Raw genomic sequence first — 24,725 nt, 5'->3', positions numbered from 1 at the left:
TTGCACAGGGCGGCGCGTGCCCTAGCGTTTGAGACCTGCAACAGGGATGAAAGACATGTTCAAGACACTATGTTCCACCGCCGCGCTGATGAGCGTGCTGGCGGCGCCAGCGATTGCCAAGGAATTCAAGTTCGCCGTCACCACGGACCCGCAGTCCATGGACCCGCATGCGGTCAACTCTGCGCCGGTTCTCGGGTTTCTCAACAACGTTTATGAAGGCCTCGTGCGCCGCGGCAAGGATATGGCGATCGAGCCTGCTCTGGCTGTCAGCTGGGAGCCGATCGGCGACGGTGAAGGTTGGCGGTTCAAGTTGCGCGAGGGTGTGACCTTCCACGATGGCGCGGCCTTCAACGCCGATGATGTGGTCTTCTCTTACGAGCGCGCTTCCAGCGAAGCCTCGGACACGCGCAGCTGGTTCGCGCCAGTTTCGGACGTCATCAAGGTAGACGACTATACCGTCGACATCATGACGAATGCCCCGAACCCGATCTTCCCTGACAGCATCGCCAACTGGATGATGATGGACAGCGATTGGGCGGCGGCGAATGACGCGGCTCTGCCGGACAAGGAGGCGGGCAACTATGCCACGCTCAACACCAACGGCACCGGTGCCTTTATGGTCACCACGCGTGAGCCGGATTTGCGCACGGTGCTGGAGCCGTTTGGCGGCTGGTGGGATGAGGCAGAGCACAACATCACCCGCGCCGAGCTCACCCCGATCCAGAACGCCGCCACCGCGCTGTCGGCGCTGATTTCCGGGGATGTGGATTTCATCAACCCGGTGCCGATCCAGGACGTGGCGCGTCTTCAGCAGGACCCGAACGTCAATGTGATCCAGGGGATCGAGGCGCGCGTGATCATGCTGGGCTTTGACCAGCAGGCGGGCGCTGCGGAAAGCGGGCAGGGCGGCTCTGACGTCTTCCTTGATGCGCGCGCGCGCGAAGCGGTGGCCAAGGCAGTGAACGTGCCAGCCATCCTGCAGACCATCATGCGCGGAAATGCGGAAGTGGCGAGCCAGTTGGTCAGCCCGGCGATGCGCGGCTATTCCGACGCGGTGTCTCCTTATGCCTATGACCCGGATGCGGCGCGTGCGTTGGTTGAAGAGGCCGGGCTTGCGGGGACGAAGATCAGCTTCAAATGCCCGAACAACCGCTATCTGAACGATGAGAGCGTCTGTCAGGCGATCACCAGCATGCTGGCGCAGGTTGGGCTTGATCCGGTTCTGGACGCGATGCCGGTGCAGAACTACTGGCCGGAACTGCGGGCCGACAATTTCGACATGTACCTCCTTGGCTGGTCGCCGGGCACCCTTGACGCAGAGCATCCGATCCGCTTCCTCGGCTCCACGCCGAACAGCGAGAAGAAGCTTGGCTCGTGGAACTTTGGCGGTTATTCGAACGCGCGCATCGACGAACTTCTGCCGATGATCCAGTCAGAGATCGACGATGGCAAGCGCCAGATGATGCTTGATGAGGTGGCCAGCACGATGCAGAACGAGGTGGCCTATGTGCCGCTCTACGTACAGCCGCTGGTTTGGGGCACACGCTCCAACATCTCTATGACGCAGCGCCCGGATAACTTCTTTATCCTGCGCTGGGTTACCGTCGAATAATCGCATAAAAACAATCAGATCGGGGCGCATGTGGCGCCCCGACAGGGACTGGGGACGTCATGCTGACATTCATTCTCCGACGGATCGGGCAGTCGGCGCTTGTGCTGCTGATCGTCGGTCTTGTGGCCTTTGCCATGTTCCGCTTCGTGGGCGATCCGGTGGACAATATGCTGGGCCAGGAGCGGACGCTTGAGGATGTGGAGCGCCTCAAGGAGCAGCTTGGTCTCGACCGGCCGTTCCCGGTGCAATACTTCAAGTTCCTCGAAGAGGCGGTGCAGGGCAATTTCGGCGTGAGCTATCGGCAGGGGCGGGAAGTGTCCGAGATCCTGCTCGAACGCGCGCCTGCGACGCTGGAGCTTGCTGCCGTCTCCGCGATTTTCGCCATTCTTCTGGGCATCGCTCTGGGCGTTTACACGGCGATCCGGCGCGATGGGTTCATCGCGAATTTCATCATGTCGACGTCGCTGATCGGGGTGTCCCTGCCGACCTTCCTCATTGGCATTTTGCTGATTTACCTGTTCTCGGTCGAGCTGAACTGGCTGCCCAGTTTCGGGCGCGGGGATGTGGTGGATCTGGGCGGCTGGACCACGGGGCTGCTCACCGCTTCGGGTCTCAAATCGCTGGTGCTGCCGTCGATCACGCTGGGGCTTTACCAGATGACGCTGATCATGCGGCTGGTCCGCTCCGAGATGCTGGAAGTGCTGCGGCAGGATTACATCCGCTTTGCCCGCGCGCGCGGCCTGAGCGATCGGGTGATCCATTTCCGCCATGCGCTCAAGAACACCATGGTGCCGGTGGTGACCATCATCGGCCTGCAGCTTGGCGCGATCATCGCCTTTGCGATCATCACCGAAACGGTCTTCCAATGGCCGGGCATGGGCCTTTTGTTCATCAACGCGATCCAGTTCGTCGATATCCCGGTGATGGCGGCCTATCTGATGCTGATTTCCGTGATGTTCGTGGGGATCAACCTGTTGGTGGATATCCTCTATGCCTTTATTGATCCTCGTCTGCGGGTGGCTGGAAAATGAGTGACTTGAGCGAAATTGAAACGCCATCGCGCCTGCGCCGAATGCTGGACAGCGATCTGTTTTACGCCTTCCGCCGCTCGCCCGTGGCCATGGTCTCGACTCTGGTGGCGCTTTTGCTGATCCTTTCGGCGGTCTTTGCGCCGCTGGTGGCGACGACCAACCCGTTTGATCCGGCGAGCCTCAACCTGATGAACGGGTTCACCCCGCCGATGGAGCCCAATGCCTTCACCGGGGAAAGCTTCCTGCTCGGCACCGACGATCAGGGGCGGGATGTCTATTCGACGATCCTCTATGGCATGCGCATTTCGCTGTTTGTCGGGGTGACGGCGGTGCTCTTTGCCATGGTGCTGGGCATCGTTCTGGGGCTTCTGGCGGGCTATGTCGGCGGCTGGACCGACACGATCATCATGCGCGCTGCTGATGTGCAGCTGACTTTCCCGTCGATCCTTGTGGCCATGCTGATCTTTGGTATTGCCAAGGGCATCACCCCCATTGAGTACCGCGATCAGATGGCGATCTGGGTGCTGATCCTGGCCATTGGCCTGTCGGATTGGGTGCAGTTTGCCCGCGTGGTGCGGGGGGCCACCATGGTGGAAAAGGGCAAGGACTATGTTGCCGCCGCCCATCTGATCGGACGGCCGTCGCTGTCGATCATGCTCCGCCATATCCTGCCGAATGTGCTGTCGCCGGTTCTGGTGATTGCCACGATCTCGCTGGCTTTGGCGATCATCGCGGAGGCCACGCTGAGCTTCCTCGGCGTCGGCGCGCCGCCGACACAGCCTTCGCTCGGCACGCTGATCCGCATTGGACAGCAGTTCCTCTTCTCGGGCGAGTGGTGGATCCTCTTCTTCCCCGCCTGCACCCTGCTTGTGCTGGCGCTCAGCGTGAACCTGCTGGGCGACTGGCTGCGCGATGCTTTGAACCCGAGGTTGAAATGACCGAAGCGATCCTGTCCATCCGCAACGTGACCGTCGAAATCCCGACGCGGCACGGCATTTTCAAACCGGTCAAGAACGTCAGCTATGACATCAAGCCCGGTGAAATCCGGGGTGTGGTCGGCGAGAGCGGTGCGGGCAAGTCGATGACCGGCAATGCGGTGATTGGGCTGCTGGATGATCCGGCCTATATTTCCGAGGGCGAAATCTGGCTGAAGGGGCGGCGCATCGACAACTTGCCAGCGGAGGAGAAACGCCGGATCCGGGGCAAGGAGATCAGCATGATCTTCCAGGACCCGCTGACCTCGCTCAACCCGCTGTTCACCGTGGGCGAGCAACTGGTCGAGACGATCCAGCTGCATCTGAACCTTGGCGCGAGCGAGGCGAAGGCCCGCGCAATCGCGCTTCTGGACGCGGTGGCCATTCCGAACCCCGAAGAGCGCTTCAACCAATACCCGCACCAGTTTTCCGGCGGGATGCGGCAGCGGGTGGTCATCGCTTTGGCGCTCTGTTCGGAGCCGTCGGTGATTGTTGCGGATGAGCCGACAACGGCGCTGGATGTCTCCATTCAGGCGCAGGTGCTCGACCTGATCAAGAGCCTCGCGCGGGAGCGTTCCATCGGGGTGATCCTTGTGACCCACGACATGGGTGTCATTGCCGATACGACCGAGCAGGTGACGGTCATGTATGCGGGCGAAGTGGTGGAGATGGGCACCACCGATCAGGTGCTGGGCGCGCCGCAGCATCCTTATACGCAATCGCTGATCGCCGCCGTGCCGCGCCCGCACAAGAAGCGCCATCGCTTCCCGCAGGTGAGCTATGGCGGGCGCGAGACGGTGTTCAAGATCGACGATCTCGCCCGCAACTGGCCGCAATCGGAGCCGTCGAAATCGGGCAAGATGCTGGAGGTCAAAGGGCTGACCAAGCGCTTTGTCGAGAAATCCTCGATCATCCCGTCCCGCACAACCTATTTCACCGCCGTCGACAACGTGAGCTTTGACATCAGGGATGGCGAGGTTTTTGGGATTGTTGGGGAAAGCGGCTCGGGTAAATCCACGGTCGCGCGCATGATCGCAACCCTGCACAAGACCGACGGCGGGCAGATCCTGTTTGACGGCGAAGATGTGACGGCGATGGATGCGCAGCAACTGGCGGGCTATCGCAAGCAGATCCAGATGATTTTTCAGGATCCGTTTTCGAGCCTCAATCCGCGCATGAAGGTGGGGGATATCGTGGCAGAGCCACTGATCCACCACAAGATCCTGCCCAAGGGTCAGACCGATGCGCGGGTGCGCGAGCTTTTGGACAAGGTCGGCCTCGCGCGGGGCGCGGATCAGAAATATCCGCATGAATTCTCGGGCGGCCAGCGGCAGCGAATTTCCATCGCGCGGGCGATTGCCACGCAGCCGCGGTTCCTGATCTGTGACGAGCCGACCTCGGCTCTGGACGTGTCCATTCAGGCGCAGATTTTGAACATTCTGAAGGACTTGCAGGAATATCTCGGCCTGACCATGCTGTTTATCAGCCACGATCTGCCGGTGGTCCGGCAGATGTGCGACCGGGTGGCGGTGATGAAGAGCGGTCAGCTGATCGAGGTGAACGACGCGGAGACGTTGTTTGAAGCGCCGGAGCATCCCTATACGGCAGAGCTTCTGACCCTGATGCCGCATCTGGCACAGCTGGACGAGGCGTGAGCCGGGGGCAACGCGGCGCTTGGCCGGAGGGCGGCGCGCGGGCATAGTGGGCGTACAAGGAGAGGCGAGATGCACGATCATTCCCATCACGGCAGCGAGCTGGACGAGATGACCGCGCGGGTGCGGGCGCTGGAGACCATTCTGACCGAGAAAGGCCTGATTGATCCGGCGGCCGTGGATGCGATCATCGACACCTATGAGCACAAGGTCGGCCCGCGCAACGGCGCGGAGGTTGTGGCGCGGGCGTGGAGCGATCCGGCGTTTGCGGACTGGCTGCGCAAGGATGCGACAGAGGCGATTGCCTCCATGGGGTTTGCCGGGCGGCAGGGGGAGCACATGGTGGCGGTTTTCAACACGCCCGAAGAGCACAACCTTGTCGTCTGCACGCTGTGCTCCTGCTACCCGTGGCCGGTGCTTGGCCTGCCGCCTGCGTGGTACAAGACACCCGATTATCGCGCCCGCGCGGTGCGTACGCCGCGTGCGGTGCTGGCGGAATTTGGTGTGAGCCTGCCCGAGGATATGCGGGTGCGGGTCTGGGATTCGACCGCCGAAGTGCGCTATCTGGTGATCCCCCAGCGCCCGGAAGGCAGCGAAGGGCTGGACGAGGCGGGTTTGGCGGATCTGGTGACGCGGGACAGCATGATTGGCTGCGGTCTGGCCCGCCGTCCGGGTGCCGCATGAACGGCCCGCAGGATGTGGGCGGTCGCCATGGGTTTGGCGCGGTGGTCCCGGAGGACGAAGCCACGCGGTTTCACGCGGATTGGGAAAAGCGCGTGCTGGGCGTGACGCTGGCGGCGGGGGCCTTGGGGCATTGGAACCTTGATGCCTCGCGCCACGCGCGCGAGAGCCTGCCGCCTGCGGTCTATTATGGCTCCAGCTATTACGAGATCTGGCTCAGGGCCTTGGAAGGGCTTCTGACCCGCGCCGGTGAGGTCACGCCGGACGAGCTTTCTGCCGGGCACGCGCAGGTGCCGGGGCTTCGGCCCGAGCGCTGTCTGAAAGCGGAGGCGGTGCCTATGGTGCTGGCATCGGGCGGTCCGACGGATCGGGAGGGGCCTGCGCCCCTATTTGGTGTCGGGGACAAGGTGCGCATGGCGAACCATCAGCCCGCGGGGCACACGCGGCTTCCCGGCTATACGCGGGGGCGGGTCGGGGTAGTGACGGCGCGGCACGGCGCGCATGTTTATCCCGACAGCAACGCGCGGTTCGAGGGCGAAAACCCGCAGCCGCTCTACACGATTGCCTTTGACGCGGTGGAGCTGTTCGGAGCGGATGCGGAAGAGGATCTGACCGTCAGCATCGAAGCCTGGGAGCCTTACCTTGAACCAGCCTGAAGCCCCGTTTGACGCGCCGTGGCAGGCGCAGCTGTTTGGCCTGACCGTCGCCTTGAACGAAGCCGGGCTGTTTTCATGGCCTGACTGGGCGGAGACCTTTGGGCCGCGCGTGCAAAACGCCCCGGCAGAGGCGTATTGGGACGTTTGGTCGGAGGCGCTGATTGCGCTTCTGGAGGCGCGCGGGATCACCGATATGGGCGCGGTCGAAGTGCTCAAGACCCGCTGGCAGGAGGCCGCGCGGGCCACGCCACATGGCGCGCCGATTGAACTTTCGGCAAGCGGGGCCTGACGCCCTCCAACGAAGAACCGCCCGGCGCGGGGCACCGGGCGGCTTGGCTTGAGGGCTGGCCGGGATCAGGCGAGGCTGGGTAGCCAGAGAACGATCCACGGGAAGGCCACGAGCAGCGCGATAGTGATGGCGTCCGCGATGAAGAAAGGCGTCACACCTTTGAACACGTCCTGCACGGTCAGGTCATCCCGCACACCCGCCACGACAAAGCAGTTGAGGCCAATGGGCGGTGTGATCAGACAGAACTCCGCCATTTTCACCACCAGAATGCCGAACCAGATCGCGCACATCGGCCCCGACATGCCAAAGGTGCTGTCCGCCGCCGAGACGAACTCGCCGCCATTGAGCGCCATGATCGCAGGGTAGACCACCGGCAGGGTGAGCAGCAGCATGCCGATGGCATCCATGAACATGCCGAGCACCGCATAGGCCAGAAGGATGCAGATCAGGATCAGCATCGGCGACATGGTCAGCGAGGTGATCCATTCGGAGAAGGCCCCCGGCAGGTCGGCAAAACCAAGGAACCGCACGTAGATCAGCACGCCCCAGATGATGGTGAAGATCATCACGCTGAGTTTGGCGGTCTCCAGCAGCGCATCGCGCAGCTGCGGCCAGCGCATGCCCTGATAGAGCGCCATGAGGAAGACCACAAAGGCCCCGATTGCGCCGCCTTCGGTGGGCGTGCCCCAGGCATCGCCGCCGAACGGGTTGTAGACAAAGCAGATGATCGTGACGACGACAAAGACGATGGGCAGGGCCGGGGGCAGGGAGACCAGCCGTTCCTTCCACGTATAGCCGCGCACCGGCGGGCCGAAGTCCTTGATTGTCAACGCCATGCCGATGATGAGCAGGCCATAGATCAGCGCGGAGAACGCGCCGGGGATGAAGCCCGCCAGCAGCAGCTTGCCCACGTCCTGTTCCACGATGATCGCGTAGATCACGAGGATGGCCGAGGGCGGAATGAGCGAGGCCAGCGTGCCGCCTGCGGCCACAACGCCTGCCGCGAACTGCTTGTTATAGCCGATCTTGAGCATCTCCGGGATGGCGATGCGGGCAAAAACGGCGGAGGTGGCGACGGAGGCGCCCGAGACAGCGGCGAACCCGGCGGTGGCAAAAACGGTCGAGACCGCAAGCCCGCCCGGCACCCAGGCAATCCAGCGTTTGGCAGCCTCGAACAGTGCCTTGGTCAGACCGGCATAATAGGCGAGGTAGCCAATCAGGATGAAGGTGGGGATCAGGCTGAGCGCCTGTGAGGAGACTTTGGAGTGCGGCACTTGCCCAGCGGTCTTGACCGCCACGCCAAGCGCCCAGCCGAAATCGTCCAGACCATAGCTTTTCTTGGCCCAGAAGATCCAGATCAGCCCGATCATCCCCGCAAGCCCGGCGGCAAAGGCCACGCGCATGCCAAGGATCACCATGACAAGCAGCCCGCCTGTCACCCAAAGACCAATGTCAATCGGTTCCATCAGCTTTGTCCTTCCAGTTGATCGGCTTCCATCTGCGCCTGTTTGGCGGCGTCGGCGATGATCGGAACGGCCACGGTGTCTCCGGTCAGAACGCCGCGCCCGTAGGCCCAGACCTGCAGGCACAGTCGCAGGCAGAGCAGGCCGAAGGCGACCGGGGCCAGAAGCTTGGCGGGCCAGATCGGCAGGGAGATGTCCATGGAGCTGTCGCGGCTCCAGAGCGGGGCGGCAAAGTCGAAGCTTCGCGCGAAATGCGCCCAGGACCCCCAGACCAGAAGCACCATCAGGAGCAGGATCAGCAAGGTTGTGACCAGTTCGGCGAGGTACAGCGTGCGCCCGCGTAGCTGGCCGACGAGGATGTCCATGCGGATGTGCCCGCCTTCGCGCATGACGAAGGAAATGCCCATGAAGGCAATGAGCGGCATGGCCTGTTCGATCCAGTCGACGTAGCCGGGCAGGGGCGCGTTCAGCACGTTGCGGCCCGAAACCGAAATCACGGCCAGAACCATCAGGGAAAAGACGGCGAGGCCGCTGAGCAGGGCGAAAAAGCGTTCGAGGGTCAGAAGCTTGCGGTCAAGCCTGCTGAGTGCGCTGCCATCGTGCAGCACAAGCGAAGAGGTGGCCATGGTGGGAATCCTGTGAAGGCAAAGGGCCCCGCACGGATTGCGCGCGGGGCCTGTAGAAGAAGGGGCGTCAGTTGCCGGCGGCAATCACGCCGGTGACCAGATCATACAGCTCCTGAGCGGGCAGACCGGCCTTGGTGTTCTGTTCGATCCAGGCGGCGGCGGCGGGCGCTGCGGCGGCGTCCCTGAAGGCGGCGAGCTCTTCGTCCGAGAAGGTCACCTTGGTGATGCCGCGTTCTTCCAGCGCCGGGCCCCAGGCTTCCATGGTGGCCCCGTTGTAATTGGCGATGTAGTGGTCGAGCGCCTCACCGACGGAGCTCATCAGCGCCTCGCGGTGCGCATCGCTCAGGTCGTCCAGCGCATCGGTGTTCACCACCACCGGGCAGTTCACCGTGCCGGGATTGAGGTTGGTGGTCCACCATGTGCCGTTCTCGATGGTGCCGAAGGACATGTGCGCATGGGGGGCAAAGCTGACCGCCTTGATCACACCGCTGTCCATGGACTGGCGCACCTCGGTGGCGGACATGGAGGTCGGCACCGCGCCAACCGCTTCCATGGCTGCGCCGATACCGCCCGTGGCGCGCACGCTCAGCCCGTCGAAATCCGCGAGGCTCGACGGCGCGTCACCGACACCGACGATGTTGTACTGCGGCAGCGGCGAGGGCATCAGCAGTTTGGCGTTCCAGCGGGCGAGATCGGCCACGGTGGCGGGGTGCTCGTAGACGGCCATCGACACCGCAACCTCCTGCTCAAGCGTGGTCACACCGAGGAAGGGCAGTTCCAGCACGGTGATCGAGGGGTTCTTGTCGCGGTGGTAGCCCGCGCAGAACTGCGCCATCTCGAACGCGCCGATGGAGATGCCGTCGAGGTTCTCGCGGTTCTTGGACAGACCTCCGTAGCTGATGTTCATGGTAAATTCGCCACCGGTCTTTTCGCTGACCAGCTCGGCCAGTTTCTCTACATGTTCGGTGAAGGCGCGGCGCTTGCCCCAGAGGGACACGTTCCATTCGGTAGCCATGGCTTCGGAGCCAAAGGCGACAATGAGGCCCGCAACGGCGGCGCGGCTGAGATACTTGTTCATAGGTCTTCCTCCCTGAAAATCGGTGGCCACAGCAAACCCGATTTCAAGGCGGAGGACTCATGAAGAAAAACGCGGGGCCCGGATGGGGTGCCCTGCGGATTTCCGCAGGGGTATGGTGCGCGCTAGAGCAGGGCGTCCTTGTCCAGACCCAGCTTGACAATTTTCTCGTTGAGGGTGCGCCGCCCGATGCCCAGAGCCTCGGCGGCTTCGTCCATGCGCCCGGCGTGGTCCTGAATGGCGCGGGCGATCATCTGCCGCTCGAAGGCCGCGACAGCCTCGCGCAGGCCGGGGCGGGCGGCGGTGAAATCCGACAGGCTGGAGAGCGCATCGGAGATGCGGCCCGCGCCCATGCGCGACAGAAAGGCAAAGCGTTCGATCACATAACGCAGCTCGCGCACGTTGCCGGGCCAGTCGTGGCCCATCAGCAGGCTGATGTCGTCCTGCGACAGCTCCGGCGCGCCGCCCATGCTGGCCGCGCTTTCCTGCAAGAAGCGGTTGGCGAGCAGCGGGATGTCATCGAGCCGCGCGCGCAGGGGCGGCAGGTGCAGGGCAAAGCCTTCCAGCCGGAACAAAAGGTCCTGCCGCAGGCGCCCTTCCGCGATGGCCTGATCGGTGTTTTCATTGGTGGCCGAGAGAATGCGCAGGTCGACTTTCTCGGGGACCGCGGCCCCTTCGGGCAGGATTTCCTGCGCTTCGATGAGCCGGAGCAAGGCGGGCTGCACGGTCAGCGGGCAGGCGCAGACCTCGTCAAGGAACAGCGTCCCGCCGGAGGCTCCCTGCGCAACGGCGGGCAGTTGCGCCACGCTGATCTGCGCGGCATTGAGCGCGGTGTAGGGGCCGTCACAGCGGTCCGAGGTGTCGTGCAGGGCACGGGCGACAAGGTCTTTGCCGGTCCCGGTCTCGCCCCGGATCAGCACCGGCATCGGGCCCTGGGCGAGCATGGCAATGGTGCGGCGCAGCTCGACGATTTCGGTGGTCTGGCCCAGCAGAACCCGGTCCAGCCCGGACAGCTCCTGCAGGCGTTCCTTCAGGCGGTGGTTGCTCTGGCGCATCTGGTGCTGCTCGGCAGCGTGCGACAGGATCAGCAGCAGGCGTTTGGGATCATAGGGTTTTTCAACAAAACTGTAGGCCCCGGCGCTCATCGCCTCGACCGCGACGGGAATGTCGCCATGGGCCGAGATCAGCACCAGAGGCGGCCCGGCCTCCAGACTGCGCAGCAGGTCAAGCCCCGACATCTCCGGCATGCGCAGATCGGTCAGGATGACATCGGGCTGAAACTGGGTGATCCAGCGCGCGGCTTCGGTGGCGCGGGCGAGCGCCTTGGCCGTCCAGCCCGCCGCCTCGACCAGATCGACGAGAGAATTGCGCATCGACAGATCGTCGTCGATGATCAGAACGCGGGGCTTGGTCATGTGGGGGCGGCCTCTTTGTCTTGGGGCAGCGCGATATGGAACACCGCGCCGCCCGAGGCGCGGTTCTGCGCCGTGATGGTGCCGCCGTGGTCCGAGACAATCCCGGCGGAAATGGTCAGGCCCAGCCCCATGCCGCGCCCGCTTTCGCGGGTGGTGGCGAAAGGCTCGCGCAGCTCGTCAAAGGACTGATCCCCGAGCCCGTGGCCGCTGTCGCTGACCTCAAGCCAGACCTGACCGTCGCCCGCGCCCATGGCAATGTCGATGCGTTTTTCGGCCTGCATTTCGACCGCATCCAGCGCGTTGCGCAGGATATTGGTGACAACCTGTTCAAGGCGCATCCGGTTGCCTTTCAGGATCAGCGGCGCGCCCGGTTCCGCGATGGTGAGCTGCGCGCCGATATGGGCGATGTTGGGTGCGTTCAGGTCCCGGGCGGCGGCGACGACCTCGCGCAGATCCAGCGGCTCGAACTTGTCGCGGCCTTTGCGAGAGAAGAACTTCAACTGCTTGGTGATGTTCTCCATCCGCGCCACGAGGCCTTGCATCTTGTCGTTGAGCGGCGTCGCGCCCTGGGTCATCTCGGCGGCGGTCAGCTGGTTGCGCATCGCGGCGATCGGCTGGCCCAGTTCATGGGTGACGGAGGAGGCCAGCTGCCCCAGCGCCGCCAGCCGCCCGGCCTGTTCCAGCTCGGCCTGGGTTTTCTGCAAGGTACGCTCGGCGAGGCGGCGCTCTTCGATCTCGATGGCCAGCTTGGCGTTGGCCTGCCGCAGCAGCGCCTCTTCACGTTCGGACTTTCGCAAGGCGAGGCTGACCCGGCGGGCGCGGTTGGTCTGAAACAGGATGAAGCTCATCATCGCCAGCATGACAAAGCCGCCGGTGGTCAGCCCGGCGCGGGTGATGGCGGTGTCGCGCGGCTCAAGGAAATGCAGCGACCAGCTGTTGGGCAGGCCGCCCGCGCTCAGGTGCAAAAGCGTGTCACCGCCGATGTCAGCGGTCTGGGCGTCGTCGTTTGTGGACCAGTCGAGCGGGTCCAGAGCCTCGCCGGCGAATTGGCGCGACAGGTCAATCCGCTGCTTTTGCCCGGCGCTCAGCGCGGTCAGTGTCCGGTAGCGCCAGGCGGGATCGGAGGCCAGCAGCACAACACCGTCGGCGTTGGCCAGCAGCACGCGCTCGCCGGAGGCCTGCCAGACGTCCTGAATGGGCGAGAGGTCCACCTTGATGGCGATGACGCCATCGGGCCCGCCGTCCGGGTGGCGCACGGCAATGGCATAGAAATACCCCGGCTCGCCGGTGGTGGCCCCGATGCCGTAGAACTCACCCAGCTCGCCATTTTGCGCAGCTTTGAAATAGGGGCGGTAGCCATAGTTCTGGCCTTTGAACGAGGCGGCGCTTCTGGCGTTGGAGGCGGACAGGGTGTGGCCGGTGTGATCCATCAGGTAGATCGCATCCACCCCGGCGCTTTGGGAAAACCGGGCGAGCCGCTTGTCGAGCGCGCCGGTATCCGCGCCTTTGAGCGTTTCGGTGACCATCGGGTCGAGGGACAGCAGGAATGGCAGGTGCGCGAAGTGGCGGATCTCCGATTCAAGCGTGTTCTGATAGACTGTCAGCCGGGCAGCGGCCTGTTCCGATTGCTGGGCCGTGAAGTAGAGAAATGCCCCCTGAAACAGGGCGAGCGATACCGCAAGGACAAGGAAGAGGGTGAAGGTGTAGGCAAGGCGCATGTTGGTTTGTGGCGTGGAACGGGCGGGGAAATCAATCCCGTAGAGGGCGCGGCACCGGGGAGAGGGCGATAAGAAAAACCTTCAAAAGGTGTGGGATTGCTGACTTTGCACGCGCGAGCGCCTTGTGTTTATCATGCGCCATATTGCCAAAGCTTTGAGGTCCCAGATGCGTTTCACAGCCCTTTTGTCCGCCGTTTTCCTGTTTCCCGCCGCGCTTTGCGCGCAGGAGAGGCCAAACACCATTCTGGTGATGGATGGCTCCGGCTCCATGTGGGGGCAGATTGACGGGGTGAACAAGATTGTCATTGCGCGCGATGTTGTGGGCGAGATTTTGAAAGACTTTCCGGCGGAGGAAAACCTCGGGCTGACGGTCTATGGCCACCGCGAAAAGGGCAATTGCGCGGATATTGAAACGGTTGTGGCGCCGGGACTTGGCACTGCGGGGGCGATTGAACAGGCGGTCAACGGGATCAGCCCCAAGGGCAAGACGCCGATGACTGATGCGGTGATCGCCGCCGCAGAGGCGCTTCGGTTCACCGAAGAGGCGGCGACGGTCATTCTGGTCAGCGACGGCATCGAGACCTGCCACCCGGACCCATGCGCCGCGGCGCGCGCGCTGGAAGAGACCGGCGTTGATTTTACTGCCCATGTGGTGGGCTTTGACGTGACCGATCCGGCGGCGCTGGCGCAGATGCAATGCCTTGCAGGTGAGACCGGCGGCACCTTTACCACCGCATCCAACGCAGCCGAGCTGACCACGGCGCTGGCCGCCGTCACGGTCGAGCCAGAGCCCGTGCCGGTGCCGCAAACCGTGCGCATTGTTGCGGTGCTGGAACCGGGCGGGGCGGAGATCACCGATCAGATCAACTGGTCCGTGCGTCTTGGCGACAAGTCGGCAGAGGGCAGCGGTCCGGGCTATGCGCTGGACCTGATGGCCGGGCAGGGTGCTGTGCGCGGCACCCGTGTCGAGGACGGGGTTGAGGCCACGCTGGACTTCACTGTGGCGTCTGTCACGGAAAACAATGGCTTGCGGGTCGAGGTTGTCTTCCCCGAGCCGGAACCGGAGACGGCGGAGGTGACCTTTACTGCTCGGATCGGCACGGAAGATGGCCCGTTGATCACCGATCCTGTGCTGTGGAGCGTGACAAGCGATGCGGGGCAGGCGAGCGAGGACGCGCCGGGCAACCCCTATGTGGCAGAGCTGACCGTGGGCAGCCATGTGGTCACCGCCTATTGGACCGCGCAGGAGGTTTCGGCGGAGCGCCAGTTCATCGCCACCGCCAACCCGCGCGAGATTGTCATTGTCTTTGAAGAGCCCAGGGATACCGCCACGATCACTGCGCCGAAAACGGCTGTGGCCGGATCGACCATCGAGGTGTCGTGGAACGGCCCGAACGAGAAACACGACTATCTGGGCATAGGTCTTGCGGATGCCCGCGGCCCGGATCAGTGGAAAAACTACGAAGGCACAGACAAGGGCAATCCGTTGAATCTTGTTGTGCCGATGACGCCGGGCGCGCATGTGATCACCTATTTCAAGGCCGATGGCCGCGAGCCGATTGGCACGGCGCCAATCATGGTGACCCCGGTCACCGCCAGCCTCAGCGCGCCTGAGACCGCCGTGGCGGGCTCGACCATCGAGGTGGCCTGGGAAGGGCCGAACTACCACAACGATTATGTGGGCATCGGCAAGGTCGGCGCGAAGGGGTCCGGGTTGTGGCAGAACTATTTCCAAACCCGCGAAGGGCAGGTGCAGGATCTGCAGGTGCCGCCCGAACCGGGCCAGTATCAGATCACCTATTTCGCCAATCAGGATCGCACGCCGCTCACTTCCATGGTGATCGAAGTGACCGACTTTGCCGTGAGCGTCACTGCGCCGGAAACCGCCGTGGCCGGATCGAGCATCGAGGTGGTCTGGGAAGGGCCGGATTATCACAATGATTACATCGGGATCGGCAAGGCGGGGGCGAGTGGCGGGATGCGCTGGCAGAACTATACCCAGACCCGCGAAGGCAGCCCGCTGACCCTGCTGACACCGGCGGAACCGGGCGAGTATGTGATCACCTACTTCACCAATCAGGACCGTATGCCGGCGGCCTCGACCACGATCACGCTGACCGATGTGGTGGCGTCGATCACCGCGCCTGCCAGCGTGGAGGCCGGCTCGACCATCGAAGTGGCCTGGACCGGGCCGGATTATGCGCGTGATTACATCGGCATCGGCAAGGCGGGGGCCACGGGCGGGGCGCGTTGGGAGACCTACACGCACACCAGCGAGGGCGCGCCGCTCAAGATCCGTGTTCCGGCTGAGGCGGGGGAGTATGAGATCACCTATTTCACCAACCAGGATCGCAAGGCGCTGGTGAGTGAGACCCTGACGGTGACGGAGCCCGCCATTTCTGTCAGCGCCCCGGCCAGCGCGGCGGCGGGCTCGACCATTGAAGTGGCCTGGACCGGGCCGAACTACGCCGGTGACTACGTGGGCATCGGCAAGGTTGGGGCAACGGGCGGCGCGCGCTGGGAGCGCTATGGCTCGACCAAGGATGGCGCGGTGCTGGACATTCAGGTGCCGATCACGCCGGGGGCTTATGAGGTGACCTACTTCATCGGGCAGGGCCGGACCGCGAAGGCGACCGTGCCGCTGGAGGTTCTGGCGGTCGAGGCGAGCGTGACGGCCCCGGCCAGCGCGGTTGCCGGATCGACCATCGAGGTGGCCTGGGACGGTCCGAACTACAAGAATGACTATGTCGGGATCGGACGGGACGGCGCGACGGGCTCGGGCCAATGGGAGACCTTTGCCTACACCAAGGATGGCGCGCCCGCGAACATCAAGGTGCCGGTGGAGCCGGGCGCGTACACTGTGACCTACTTTGCCTCGCAGGATCGCACGCCGCTGGCGGTGACCCGGATGACAGTCACAGGCGTCACGGCGGAGCTCACGGCCCCGGCCAAAGCGGCGGCGGGAAGCGAGATCGAGGTGGGCTGGACCGGGCCGAACTACAAGGACGACTATCTGGGGATCGGCAAGGCGGATGCGACAGGCTCGGGCCAGTGGCGCAACTATGCCCATACCCGGAACGGCAACCCGGTGATGCTGAAAATGCCGGATGAGCCGGGCACCTACATGATCCGCTATTTCCTCAACCAGGATCGCAAGGAAATCGGATCGGTCTCCATCGTCGTGGAATGATCCCTGCCCCCTCCGGCGCAGTGCCGGAGGGGGCTTTTTTGGGGGGAGGAGGCGTTGTTGCCGTTCAGTCCCGGTTCACCAGATCGTGGATCGGAACCGCGTGTTTCTCGACCACCGGTTTGATCACGATGTAGGAAAAATACTTGTCGATCCCGAGGTTGGCGTCGAGCAGGCCTTCCATGATTTCCTGATACTGCAACACGCCGCGCGCCACGAATTTCAGCAGGTAATCATAGCCACCGCTGAGCAGGTGGCATTCGACGACATTGTCATGTTTGCGGATTTCGGTTTCGAACTTGATGAAGTCCTTGCGCCGGTGATCGGCCAGGGTCACTTCGGTGAAGACGGTCACATGTTCGGCCAGTTTTCCGACATTGATGACCGCCCGATAGTTCTGGATATATCCAGCTTTTTCAAGCCGTTTCACCCGTTGAAGGCAGGGGCTGGGGGACAGTCCCACAGCCTGAGCCAGGTTCACGTTGGTGATGTTGCCCTGCTGTTGCAGGGTGGAAAGAATGTTGATGTCGATCCGGTCGAGTTTCGGCGTTCCCACCATAGTCTTTCCTCCCTGCGACTTTGTTTGTCGCGCAATTTGGTCCGAAAACCGGTTCCCACTTTTCGGATTGCGCTTACGACCCGGCCAATTCGGCCTGATGGGCTTTTGCCATGTCGATCATGCTGTTGAACCGGAAGTCATAGGTTGGCATGTCGCCGGGGTTCATCGTTGCGCCAAAGCCTTCCTTGTCATGGCGGCGATAGATCCAGCAATTGGCGAGGCCGTGTTTGTTGGCCGGGGCGTGATCGTGGAACATGCTTTCGGCGGTGTGCAGGATGTCGCCTTTCTGAATGCCCTGCCGCGCCAGTGTCTCCAGCATGTAATCGAAATTGCGGTCCGCCGGTTTGTAGCTGCCGATGTCCTCCGCCGTATAGACCCCGTCAAAATGCACCCCAAGCCGGGTGTTGGCCCCGGAGAAGGTGAGATTGTCGGTGTTTGTCAAAACCACCAGTTTGAAGTGCTGTTTGAGGTAGGTCAGCGCCTCGATGGTGTCATCGAAAGCGGGCCAGTGGCGGGCGGATTTGCCGTAGGCGTCGCATTCCTCCCATGTCACCTCGGCGCCCCATTCCTCTGCCAGGCGGCGATACACCACGGGCAGAAGTTCATGGTATTTCTTGGACGGTGTGTAGCGCTGGGTGGTGCTTTCATAGTAGGCGTGGGCTTCGAGAATGTCGTCGCGGGTCAGCCTGCGGCTGACGCGGTCGGTCAGGGGTTTGAGCCCCGTGACCATGCCGGTTTCCCAGTCAATCAGCGTGCCATAGACGTCGAAGGTCAGGGCTTTGAAATCGGACAGTTTCATCGGGTTTCCTTTCAGGCGGAAATTGCGTTGAGCGTGGCACGAAGCCGGGTGATCAGCAAATCGACCTCGGTCTCGGTGATACAGATGGGCGGGGCCAGACCGATCACGTCATCGGCGAAGGCGCGGAACAGAAGACCGTTTTCATAACCAGCCTTGGCAAGCCGGGCCGCGATGGTCATGTCTTTGGACGGTTTGGTCTTGTTGGCCTTGTCGATCACAATCTCGATCCCGGCGAGCAGGCCTTTGCAGCGGATGTCGCCGACCAGCGGGTGATCCTGAAGCGTTTTGAGCTGTGTCTCGAAATAGGCCCCGACGGTCCTGGCGTTGTCGATCATGCCGCCTTCGTAGAGTTTGATGACCTCCAGCGCGACAGCGGCGCTCACCGGGTGGCCGGAATAGGTGAAACCATGGCCGAAGGGCACGCCATCGGGCACCGCATCGGCCATGACCTGATAAATCCGGTCCGAGACAAAAACCGCCCCCATCGGCGCGTAACCCGAGGTCAGCCCTTTGGCGGTGGTCATGAAATCCGGTGTCAGCCCTTCGTGCTCGCAGGCAAACATCGGTCCGGTGCGGCCAAAGCCGGTGATGACCTCATCGACGATGAACAGGATGCCAAGCGCGCGGCAGGTGTCCTGCATCGCCTTGGCATAGCCTTCGGGAGGGACGATCACGCCGCCGGAGCCTTGCACCGGTTCCATGATGAAGGCCGCGACAGTCTCTGCCCCCAACTCGGCCACCTTGGCCTTGAGCATCGCCACACCCTGCGCGATGATCTCCTCATCCGAGCTGGCCGTGTTGCGATACGGGTAGGGCGACGGGATGTGGTGCTGCCAAGGCATGGGCAGGTCGAAATGCGCGTGAAAGACGGGCATGGCGGTCAGGCCCGCGCCGTTTGAACTGGTCCCGTGGTAGCCCTTCTCCAATGCGATGAAGTGCTTTTTGGCGGTCTCGCCGCGCGCGTTGAAAAAGTAGCGCACCATGCGAATAACCGTGTCGACGGCGTCCGATCCACCGAGCGTGAAGAAGACATGATCAAGATCACCCGGCGACAGCTCCGCCAGCTTGGCCGCCAGTTCGATGGCAGGTTCGCTGCCGAAGTGGAAGAAGCCGCTGGCATAGGGCAGGCGGCGCATCTGCTCGGCCGCTGCTTCGACCACGCTTTCATGGCCGTAGCCCGCGTTCACGCACCAAAGCCCGGCAAATCCATCGAGCAGTTCGTTGCCTTCCATGTCGGTCAGGAAAACACCCTTGCCCGATTGCAGCACCGTCACGCCACGGCGCTCATGCGCGCGGATCGGCACCACGGGGTGGACGTAATGGGCGCGATCTTTTTCGATCAGTGTGTTCGAGAGCATCTGTCGTTCCTCGTGTTGGCTTTGCATCGAAGGTAAGGGAACGCGCCAAGAGGAAACTGCGTTTTAACGGTGGAAATAGCATTTTCAGCCGATAAACGCAAATTCACAGCATAATGTGCCGTGAGTTATCGGCGGTCTTTCAGGGGCTTAAAGAAGATCAGGCTCTGGAGGGGGGGTAGGCAGCAGATTCACGAAGTGCGCGAGGTCAGTGCCCCAAGGGGTGTCGGCTTCGATTATAACGGCGTGTCTCTGGTTTCTTCGATGTTGCCTTATTTGTCTATCTAGTGGTAGATAGGCATGCAAGGCGAGTCGGCTGTGCCGTGGCTGGGTTCTCCCAAAAGGCCGGCACTTACCCCGCCGCCGATCAACACAGGATGCACAATGGAACTGAATGCAGATTTTGAGGCCCGCGTCGTGGTTCATTCGGATGACCTTCATTGGGTCAAGTCCCCCATGGCGGGTGTGGATCGGCGTATGCTGGACCGGATCGGGGATGAGGTGGCGCGTGCCACAACCATCGTCCGCTACGCGCCCGGCAGCCATTTCTCCGAACACACGCATACGGGCGGCGAGGAGTTCATCGTTCTGGAAGGGGTCTTTCAGGACGAACACGGCGATTTTCCGGAAGGCACCTATGTGCGCAACCCGCCGACCTCGGCGCATACTCCGGGCTCGGACGACGGCTGCACGATCTTTGTAAAGCTCTGGCAGTTCGACATGGATGACCGGACCCAGTTCCGAAAAACCATGGCCGAGGAACTTGGCGAGCCTGTAGGCGGCGTGGCGACGGCTTTGCTTCACCAAGATGCCCGTGAAACGGTGACGTATCATCACGTCGATCCCGGTGCGACGTTGTCGAGTGATGCGGACGGTGGAACCGAGCTTCTTGTGCTGTCCGGCAGTCTTACCGAAGGGGGCGATGTCCTGCGCAAGGGCGGATGGTTGCGGCTGCCGTCCGGGCAAAGGCTTTCGGCCACCGCAGGCGAAGAGGGGGCAAAGGTCTGGGTCAAGACGGGCCATCTCATCCACGCTCGTGCGCCGGTTCTGTGATGGCGGGCAGACCTCCTCTTGTGATCGTGGCCGGTGCGGGCGCGGGTTTGGGGCAGGCGCTGCTCGCCCGGTTTCGCGATGGCGGCTTCATCCCGGTTGGTCTTGGGCGCAGCAAACCTGAGGCGCCTGTCGGGGCTTTCCATCAGGTTGATCTGGATGGCGAGGCGGCGATGCCTGCAACCCTCGCGGCCATAATCGCCGAACATGGCCCGCCGCGCGTGGTGATCCACAATGCGTCGGAGCTTGTGATCCGTCCGTTCGTGGATGGCCACCTCGACGATTATCAACGCACATGGGCCTCCATGGTGCAGTCCGCGATCCTGCTGGCGCAGGCAACCCTGCAACCCATGGTGCGGGCCGGGGGCGGCGCGTTCATCGTGTCGGGTGCCACGGCGTCCTTGCGGGGCGGCGCCCGGTTTTCAGCCTTTGCCAGCGCCAAGTTCGCCCTGCGCGGCCTGACCCAATCGCTGGCGCGCGAGTTCCAGCCAGCCGGGGTTCATGTCAGCCACGTGATCCTTGACGGGATTATCGACACGGCGCGCTCGCGGGCGCTGCACAGCCTCGATCCTCAGAAGATGATGCGACCCGAAGAGATTGCCGAGGTCTATTGGCAACTCGCCCATCAGCCCAAATCCACCTGGACCCACGAACTGGATCTGCGTCCGGCTTCAGAAGGCTTTTGAACCATGAAAACACTGATCATCGGGGGTGGTCTTTCCGGCCTCTATCTTGCCGAGCGCCTTGAGGCGCAGGGGCGCGCGTACCACGTGCTGGAGGCGCGTGACCGGTTTGGCGGGCGTATCATGACCGAACGGGCCGGGCAGGGCGTCTTTGACATGGGGCCTGCCTGGTTCTGGCCCGGTCAGCCGCGCATTGCCGCGCTCATAAACCGTTTGGGGCTGCGGAAGTTCGACCAATACGCCGCGGGCGATCTGAGCTTTGAAGATGAAAACGGCCGGGTGCAACGCGGCTACGGGTTTGCGTCCATGGAAGGATCCTGGCGGTTGGTGGGCGGGTTGACCGGGCTGACCGAGGCCCTCGCGACGCGAGTGCCCGAAGCGAAACGCAGTCTCAACGCGCCTGTTGTGCGCCTTGAGCGCAGCGGCGGCCGGTGCCGTGCCACGTTGCAGGATGGCTCTGTAGTCGAGGCCGATCGCATAGTGCTTGCAATGCCGCCCCGGATCGCCGCCGGTTTGGCCTTTGCCCCGGCCTTGCCCGCGGGGGCCACGCAAGCCATGGCCAATGTGCCCACATGGATGGCTGGCCAGGCCAAAGCCGTGGCAGTCTATGACAGCCCCTTTTGGCGCGAGGCAGGGCTTTCGGGGGACGCCATGAGCCGCCGGGGGCCGATGGTTGAAATCCACGACGCCTCTCCGGCTGAACAGGGGCCCTATGCCCTGTTTGGGTTCATTGGTGTGCCGCCCGCTGCGCGCGCCGACACGGACCGATTGAAACAGGCGGTTCAACACCAGTTGGTACGGCTCTTTGGTGAAGCGGCGGCAGAGCCGCGTGCGCTTTTCGTAAAGGACTGGGCAGCCGATCCGTTCACGGCCACATCAGCCGACGCAGCCCCGCAATACAGCCATCCAGCCTACGGTCTGCCGAAGGCCATGCAGGATCTGTGGGACGGCAATCTGATCTTTGCAGGAACCGAGGTCGGGCAAGACTTCGGTGGCTACATCGAAGGGGCGCTGGAGGCGGCGGAGGCGGCTCTGTTGCGGCTTGATGAAGAAGCGCCAGCGGGGCTGTAGAAGCCTTGCGGGCATGAAGGGGCCAGGGGCTGTCGACGTTGACGGGTAGGGGTTTTCTATCTATCGGCAGGTAGCAGATTTGAGGGTGCGGAGGGCGCTGTGATGTCAGACCGACGGGATGCTATTCTAGATGTCGCCGAACGGCTCATCCGCTCCCATGGCTACAGTGGCTTTTCCTTTCGAGAGGTCGCCAATGAAGTCGGGATAAAATCCGCCAGCGTCCACTACCATTTCCCGACAAAGCCGGATCTGGCTGCGGCTGTCGCCAAACGATACCGGGAGCGGTTTTCCGACGCGCTTGACCGTGAAGAGGCAGGGGGCGCGGATCGTGTGACGGCGTGGCGTGGGCTGTTCCAGAAGGCTTTGGAGCATGACGGGCTGATGTGTCTGTGCGGAATTCTGGCGGCTGAAGGCGACAGCCTTCCGGCCGAAGTGGCTACGGAAGCCTACGCTTTCCTGCAGTTCGGCATCGCGTCCCTGAACGAAGCAGAGCCGGGCCGGGGCGTGCGAATCCTGTCGCAGCTCGAAGGCGCCATGCTGATCGCCCGGTCCGCCGGAGACCCGCGTGTCTTCATCGAAGCGACAGAGGATCTCGTGGCGGCCTAGGCGCCTTCAAATCCGATGCGCGGCTGAGCCATGGCTTTTGCCGCGTGCTTTCTTGAAGACCGGTCTCCTGTAGACACCAGCCATTTGGGTGCCAGCCGACTGGCCAGTACGTATGTCAAGTTTGGCGGGGCGTAAGCGACCAACAGGTTTTGCGGTTTGACACCGCCGGTTGGTCAAAGCTCACGTGACGGAGCGCACCGGCGAAGATCCCCTCTGCCGTGGGTTCGGCAGAGGGATAGTCGTCATGGCTCAGCGCCCCATCCAACCGCCGTCGACGGTGAGGATCTCTCCGTTGACATAGTCCGAGGCCTTGCTCGCGAGGAACACCGCAGGGCCGCCAAAGTCCTCTGGCGTGCCCCAACGGCCCGCCGGGATGCGTTCGAGGATGGCCTTGAAACGATCAGGGTCATTGCGCAGGGCTTCGGTGTTGTCTGTGGCGATGTATCCGGGGGCAATGGCATTCACGTTCACGCCCTTGCCGGCCCATTCATTGGCCAGCGCCTTGGTCAGCTGACCGATCCCGCCTTTGGACGCGGCGTATCCCGGCACGGTGATCCCCCCCTGGAAGGTCAGCAGCGACGCGGTGAAGATAACCTTGCCCGAGCCACGCTCGATCATGCCTCGTCCGATCTCCCGGCTCAGAACGAACTGCGCTGACAGGTTGACCTCGATCACCTCGTCCCACATCGCATCGGGATGCGTGGCGGCGGGTTCGCGCTTGATGGTTCCGGCGTTGTTGACGAGGATGTCCGGCGCGACGCCGTCCTTTTCGAGTTGGGCGATGAAGGCGTTCAGCGCCTGACGGTCGCCGAAATCGCACTGATAGGCCGTGAAAGCGCGGCCCATGCTGCGAACCGCTTTTTCAACGTCGCTGCCTGTCGGTTCCAGCGATGCGCTCACGCCGACGATGTCCGCGCCTGCCGCGGCCAGCGCTTCGGCCATGCCGCGACCAATGCCGCGCTTGCAGCCGGTTACAAGAGCGGTCTTGCCGCTCAGATCAAACGTATCGAGAAAAGACATGGATCAGCTTCCCACTTTGATGAGGCATTTGAGAGCGGTCGGCGAGGCATCAAGCGCCTCAAAGGCTTGCTGGATGTCACAGAGCGGGCTGACATCCGTGATGATGGTATCGGCGTCGATCGCGCCATTGGAAATCAATTCTATCGCTTTTTCATAGTCCGCCGGTTCGTACACCCGCGCGCCGATGAGCTTCAACTCGCGCCAGAAGAACCGGAACAAATCGACCTCCGGTTTCGTTGCATGGATCGCAACCATGACAATGCGGCCTCTCGTGGCGGCGACATCGGTCATCGCCTGAACCCCGGGCTTCGATCCCGACACTTCAAAGACCACATCGGCCCCCTTGTCGCCGGTGCGGTCATTGATGGCCGCAACAAGGTCTTCGCTGGCGGGGTTGACCGTCGCAAAGCCAAGCGTCTCGGCAATGGCCAGACGGTTCTCGTTCACTTCTGAAATGACCACGTTGCCGCCAGCCTCGCGCGCCACGGCTGCCACGAGGACGCCAATGGGGCCACCACCGATCACCACAACATCTTCACCGGGTTGCAGACCCGACATCCGTACATCATGGCTTGCAACGGCAACCGGTTCGATCAGCGCGGCATGATCGAGGCGAATGTCCTGAGGCAAGACATGGATCGTGTGATCCGGGACGGTCCAGATTTCCTGAAAGGCCCCTTCGGAATCGAGCCCAAGAAACTTGAGATTGTGACAGACATGTGTGTGTCCTGCCTTGCAGGCCGGGCAGTTGCCGCAGTGATCCAATGGGCGCACAACCACCTTCTGCCCCACTGCCAGATCTTTCACACCTGCGCCGATGGCATCAATGGTTCCCGACATCTCGTGCCCGATGACCCGTTCAAAGCCCACGCGCGCATCCATGTTCCCATGGAAGACATGCAGGTCGGTTCCGCAGATGCCGCAATAGGCGATGCGGACGGAAACCTCTCCGGGGCCGGGCGCCGGGGCCGTCTTCGTTTCAACAGAGAATGTCCGGTCGCCTCGGTAAACGGCCGCCGAGATTGATGTGTCTGACATGATGTGTGCCTCCCTATCCAACAATGTGCGTATGCCGGGCACCTTCAGGTCCGGCACCCGTCTTGCCGCAAGGGGCGCTCTCGGCGACTCAGCGGCATCCTTTATTTGGTAAGACCAAAAACCGACTTCATTGTCAAGTTTTGAGGCGTTCGCCATGTTTTAGCA

Annotated in this window: 22 protein-coding genes; 12 read left to right on the top strand and 10 right to left on the bottom strand. The window is 62.9% G+C overall.

Annotated features, from left to right (window positions below):
• Positions 1 to 55 precede the first annotated feature (55 nt).
• The 7 genes from E4662_RS05725 (at position 56) to E4662_RS05695 (ending at position 6,895) form a co-directional block, all read left to right on the top strand.
• On the top strand, positions 56 to 1,612 hold the full coding sequence (locus tag E4662_RS05725; RefSeq protein WP_136440478.1) for an ABC transporter substrate-binding protein: 1,557 nt from the start codon (positions 56 to 58) through the stop codon (positions 1,610 to 1,612).
• 59 nt (positions 1,613 to 1,671) lie between these two features.
• Positions 1,672 to 2,643: an ABC transporter permease gene (locus tag E4662_RS05720; protein ID WP_136440476.1), complete on the top strand. Its 972-nt coding sequence runs from the start codon at positions 1,672 to 1,674 to the stop codon at positions 2,641 to 2,643.
• The gene (locus E4662_RS05715; RefSeq protein WP_136440474.1) at positions 2,640 to 3,581 is read left to right on the top strand and encodes an ABC transporter permease; all 942 of its coding nucleotides are present in this window, start codon (positions 2,640 to 2,642) and stop codon (positions 3,579 to 3,581) included. Before E4662_RS05720 ends, E4662_RS05715 begins: the two co-directional genes overlap by 4 nt.
• A complete protein-coding gene (locus E4662_RS05710) occupies positions 3,578 to 5,272 on the top strand; it encodes an ABC transporter ATP-binding protein (protein WP_136440472.1) in 1,695 nt (564 codons plus the stop codon). Before E4662_RS05715 ends, E4662_RS05710 begins: the two co-directional genes overlap by 4 nt.
• Positions 5,273 to 5,341: 69 nt before the next feature.
• Complete coding sequence (gene nthA, locus E4662_RS05705) at positions 5,342 to 5,953, top strand: nitrile hydratase subunit alpha (protein ID WP_136440470.1); 612 nt, start codon at positions 5,342 to 5,344, stop codon at positions 5,951 to 5,953.
• Complete coding sequence (gene nthB, locus E4662_RS05700) at positions 5,950 to 6,606, top strand: nitrile hydratase subunit beta (RefSeq protein WP_136440468.1); 657 nt, start codon at positions 5,950 to 5,952, stop codon at positions 6,604 to 6,606. Before nthA ends, nthB begins: the two co-directional genes overlap by 4 nt.
• Positions 6,593 to 6,895, top strand: a complete 303-nt coding sequence (locus E4662_RS05695; RefSeq protein WP_136440466.1) for a nitrile hydratase accessory protein — start codon at positions 6,593 to 6,595, stop codon at positions 6,893 to 6,895. Before nthB ends, E4662_RS05695 begins: the two co-directional genes overlap by 14 nt.
• Before the next feature lie 65 nt (positions 6,896 to 6,960).
• Here the strand turns inward: E4662_RS05695 and E4662_RS05690 are convergent, their stop codons facing one another.
• The 5 genes from E4662_RS05690 to E4662_RS05670 all read right to left on the bottom strand — a co-directional run bounded on the left by E4662_RS05690 (position 6,961) and on the right by E4662_RS05670 (position 13,192).
• Positions 6,961 to 8,361, bottom strand: coding sequence for a TRAP transporter large permease (locus tag E4662_RS05690; RefSeq protein ID WP_136440464.1), 1,401 nt, complete (start codon positions 8,359 to 8,361; stop codon positions 6,961 to 6,963).
• Positions 8,361 to 8,984 (bottom strand): TRAP transporter small permease subunit, encoded by a 624-nt coding sequence (locus tag E4662_RS05685; RefSeq protein WP_136440462.1) that lies wholly within the window; start codon positions 8,982 to 8,984, stop codon positions 8,361 to 8,363. Before E4662_RS05685 ends, E4662_RS05690 begins: the two co-directional genes overlap by 1 nt.
• 67 nt (positions 8,985 to 9,051) lie before the next feature.
• Positions 9,052 to 10,062, bottom strand: coding sequence for a C4-dicarboxylate TRAP transporter substrate-binding protein (locus E4662_RS05680; RefSeq protein WP_136440460.1), 1,011 nt, complete (start codon positions 10,060 to 10,062; stop codon positions 9,052 to 9,054).
• A 122-nt stretch (positions 10,063 to 10,184) separates the two neighbouring features.
• A complete protein-coding gene (locus E4662_RS05675; RefSeq protein ID WP_136440458.1) occupies positions 10,185 to 11,474 on the bottom strand; it encodes a sigma-54-dependent transcriptional regulator in 1,290 nt (429 codons plus the stop codon).
• Entirely contained in the window at positions 11,471 to 13,192 is a 1,722-nt protein-coding gene (locus E4662_RS05670; protein ID WP_136440455.1) for a sensor histidine kinase, read from the bottom strand. The genes E4662_RS05675 and E4662_RS05670 overlap by 4 nt, the downstream gene beginning before the upstream one ends.
• 166 nt (positions 13,193 to 13,358) lie before the next feature.
• On the opposite strand from E4662_RS05670, the gene E4662_RS05665 reads away from it, so the two are divergent.
• Entirely contained in the window at positions 13,359 to 16,382 is a 3,024-nt protein-coding gene (locus E4662_RS05665) for a VWA domain-containing protein (RefSeq protein ID WP_168797904.1), read from the top strand.
• Between the two features lie 64 nt (positions 16,383 to 16,446).
• Here E4662_RS05665 and E4662_RS05660 read toward each other — a convergent pair whose 3' ends face one another.
• From E4662_RS05660 to E4662_RS05650, 3 genes are all read right to left on the bottom strand, one after another.
• On the bottom strand, positions 16,447 to 16,938 hold the full coding sequence (locus E4662_RS05660) for an Lrp/AsnC family transcriptional regulator (RefSeq protein WP_136440451.1): 492 nt from the start codon (positions 16,936 to 16,938) through the stop codon (positions 16,447 to 16,449).
• Positions 16,939 to 17,011: 73 nt separating this feature from the next.
• Entirely contained in the window at positions 17,012 to 17,737 is a 726-nt protein-coding gene (locus tag E4662_RS05655) for a haloacid dehalogenase type II (RefSeq protein ID WP_136440449.1), read from the bottom strand.
• A gap of 11 nt (positions 17,738 to 17,748) precedes the next feature.
• Positions 17,749 to 19,095, bottom strand: coding sequence for an aminotransferase class III-fold pyridoxal phosphate-dependent enzyme (locus E4662_RS05650; RefSeq protein WP_136440447.1), 1,347 nt, complete (start codon positions 19,093 to 19,095; stop codon positions 17,749 to 17,751).
• A 381-nt stretch (positions 19,096 to 19,476) separates the two neighbouring features.
• Between E4662_RS05650 and E4662_RS05645 the strand changes: the two genes are divergently transcribed.
• The 4 genes from E4662_RS05645 to E4662_RS05630 all read left to right on the top strand — a co-directional run bounded on the left by E4662_RS05645 (position 19,477) and on the right by E4662_RS05630 (position 22,502).
• Positions 19,477 to 20,145: a cupin domain-containing protein gene (locus E4662_RS05645; protein ID WP_136440445.1), complete on the top strand. Its 669-nt coding sequence runs from the start codon at positions 19,477 to 19,479 to the stop codon at positions 20,143 to 20,145.
• On the top strand, positions 20,145 to 20,828 hold the full coding sequence (locus E4662_RS05640; protein ID WP_136440443.1) for an SDR family NAD(P)-dependent oxidoreductase: 684 nt from the start codon (positions 20,145 to 20,147) through the stop codon (positions 20,826 to 20,828). The genes E4662_RS05645 and E4662_RS05640 overlap by 1 nt, the downstream gene beginning before the upstream one ends.
• A 3-nt stretch (positions 20,829 to 20,831) precedes the next feature.
• A complete protein-coding gene (locus tag E4662_RS05635; RefSeq protein WP_136440441.1) occupies positions 20,832 to 21,896 on the top strand; it encodes a flavin monoamine oxidase family protein in 1,065 nt (354 codons plus the stop codon).
• A gap of 102 nt (positions 21,897 to 21,998) precedes the next feature.
• Positions 21,999 to 22,502, top strand: coding sequence for a TetR/AcrR family transcriptional regulator (locus E4662_RS05630; RefSeq protein ID WP_136440439.1), 504 nt, complete (start codon positions 21,999 to 22,001; stop codon positions 22,500 to 22,502).
• 249 nt (positions 22,503 to 22,751) lie between these two features.
• Here E4662_RS05630 and E4662_RS05625 read toward each other — a convergent pair whose 3' ends face one another.
• Positions 22,752 to 23,522, bottom strand: a complete 771-nt coding sequence (locus E4662_RS05625) for an SDR family oxidoreductase (RefSeq protein ID WP_136440437.1) — start codon at positions 23,520 to 23,522, stop codon at positions 22,752 to 22,754.
• 3 nt (positions 23,523 to 23,525) lie between these two features.
• Positions 23,526 to 24,560, bottom strand: coding sequence for a zinc-dependent alcohol dehydrogenase (locus tag E4662_RS05620; protein ID WP_136440435.1), 1,035 nt, complete (start codon positions 24,558 to 24,560; stop codon positions 23,526 to 23,528).
• Positions 24,561 to 24,725 lie beyond the last annotated feature (165 nt).

The organism is Pacificoceanicola onchidii, assembly GCF_004804335.1.
In the GTDB taxonomy this organism is placed as follows: domain Bacteria; phylum Pseudomonadota; class Alphaproteobacteria; order Rhodobacterales; family Rhodobacteraceae; genus Pacificoceanicola; species Pacificoceanicola onchidii.
The sequence above is the reverse complement of the archived record's forward strand: the minus strand, read 5'-3'. Positions and strand labels throughout refer to the sequence as shown.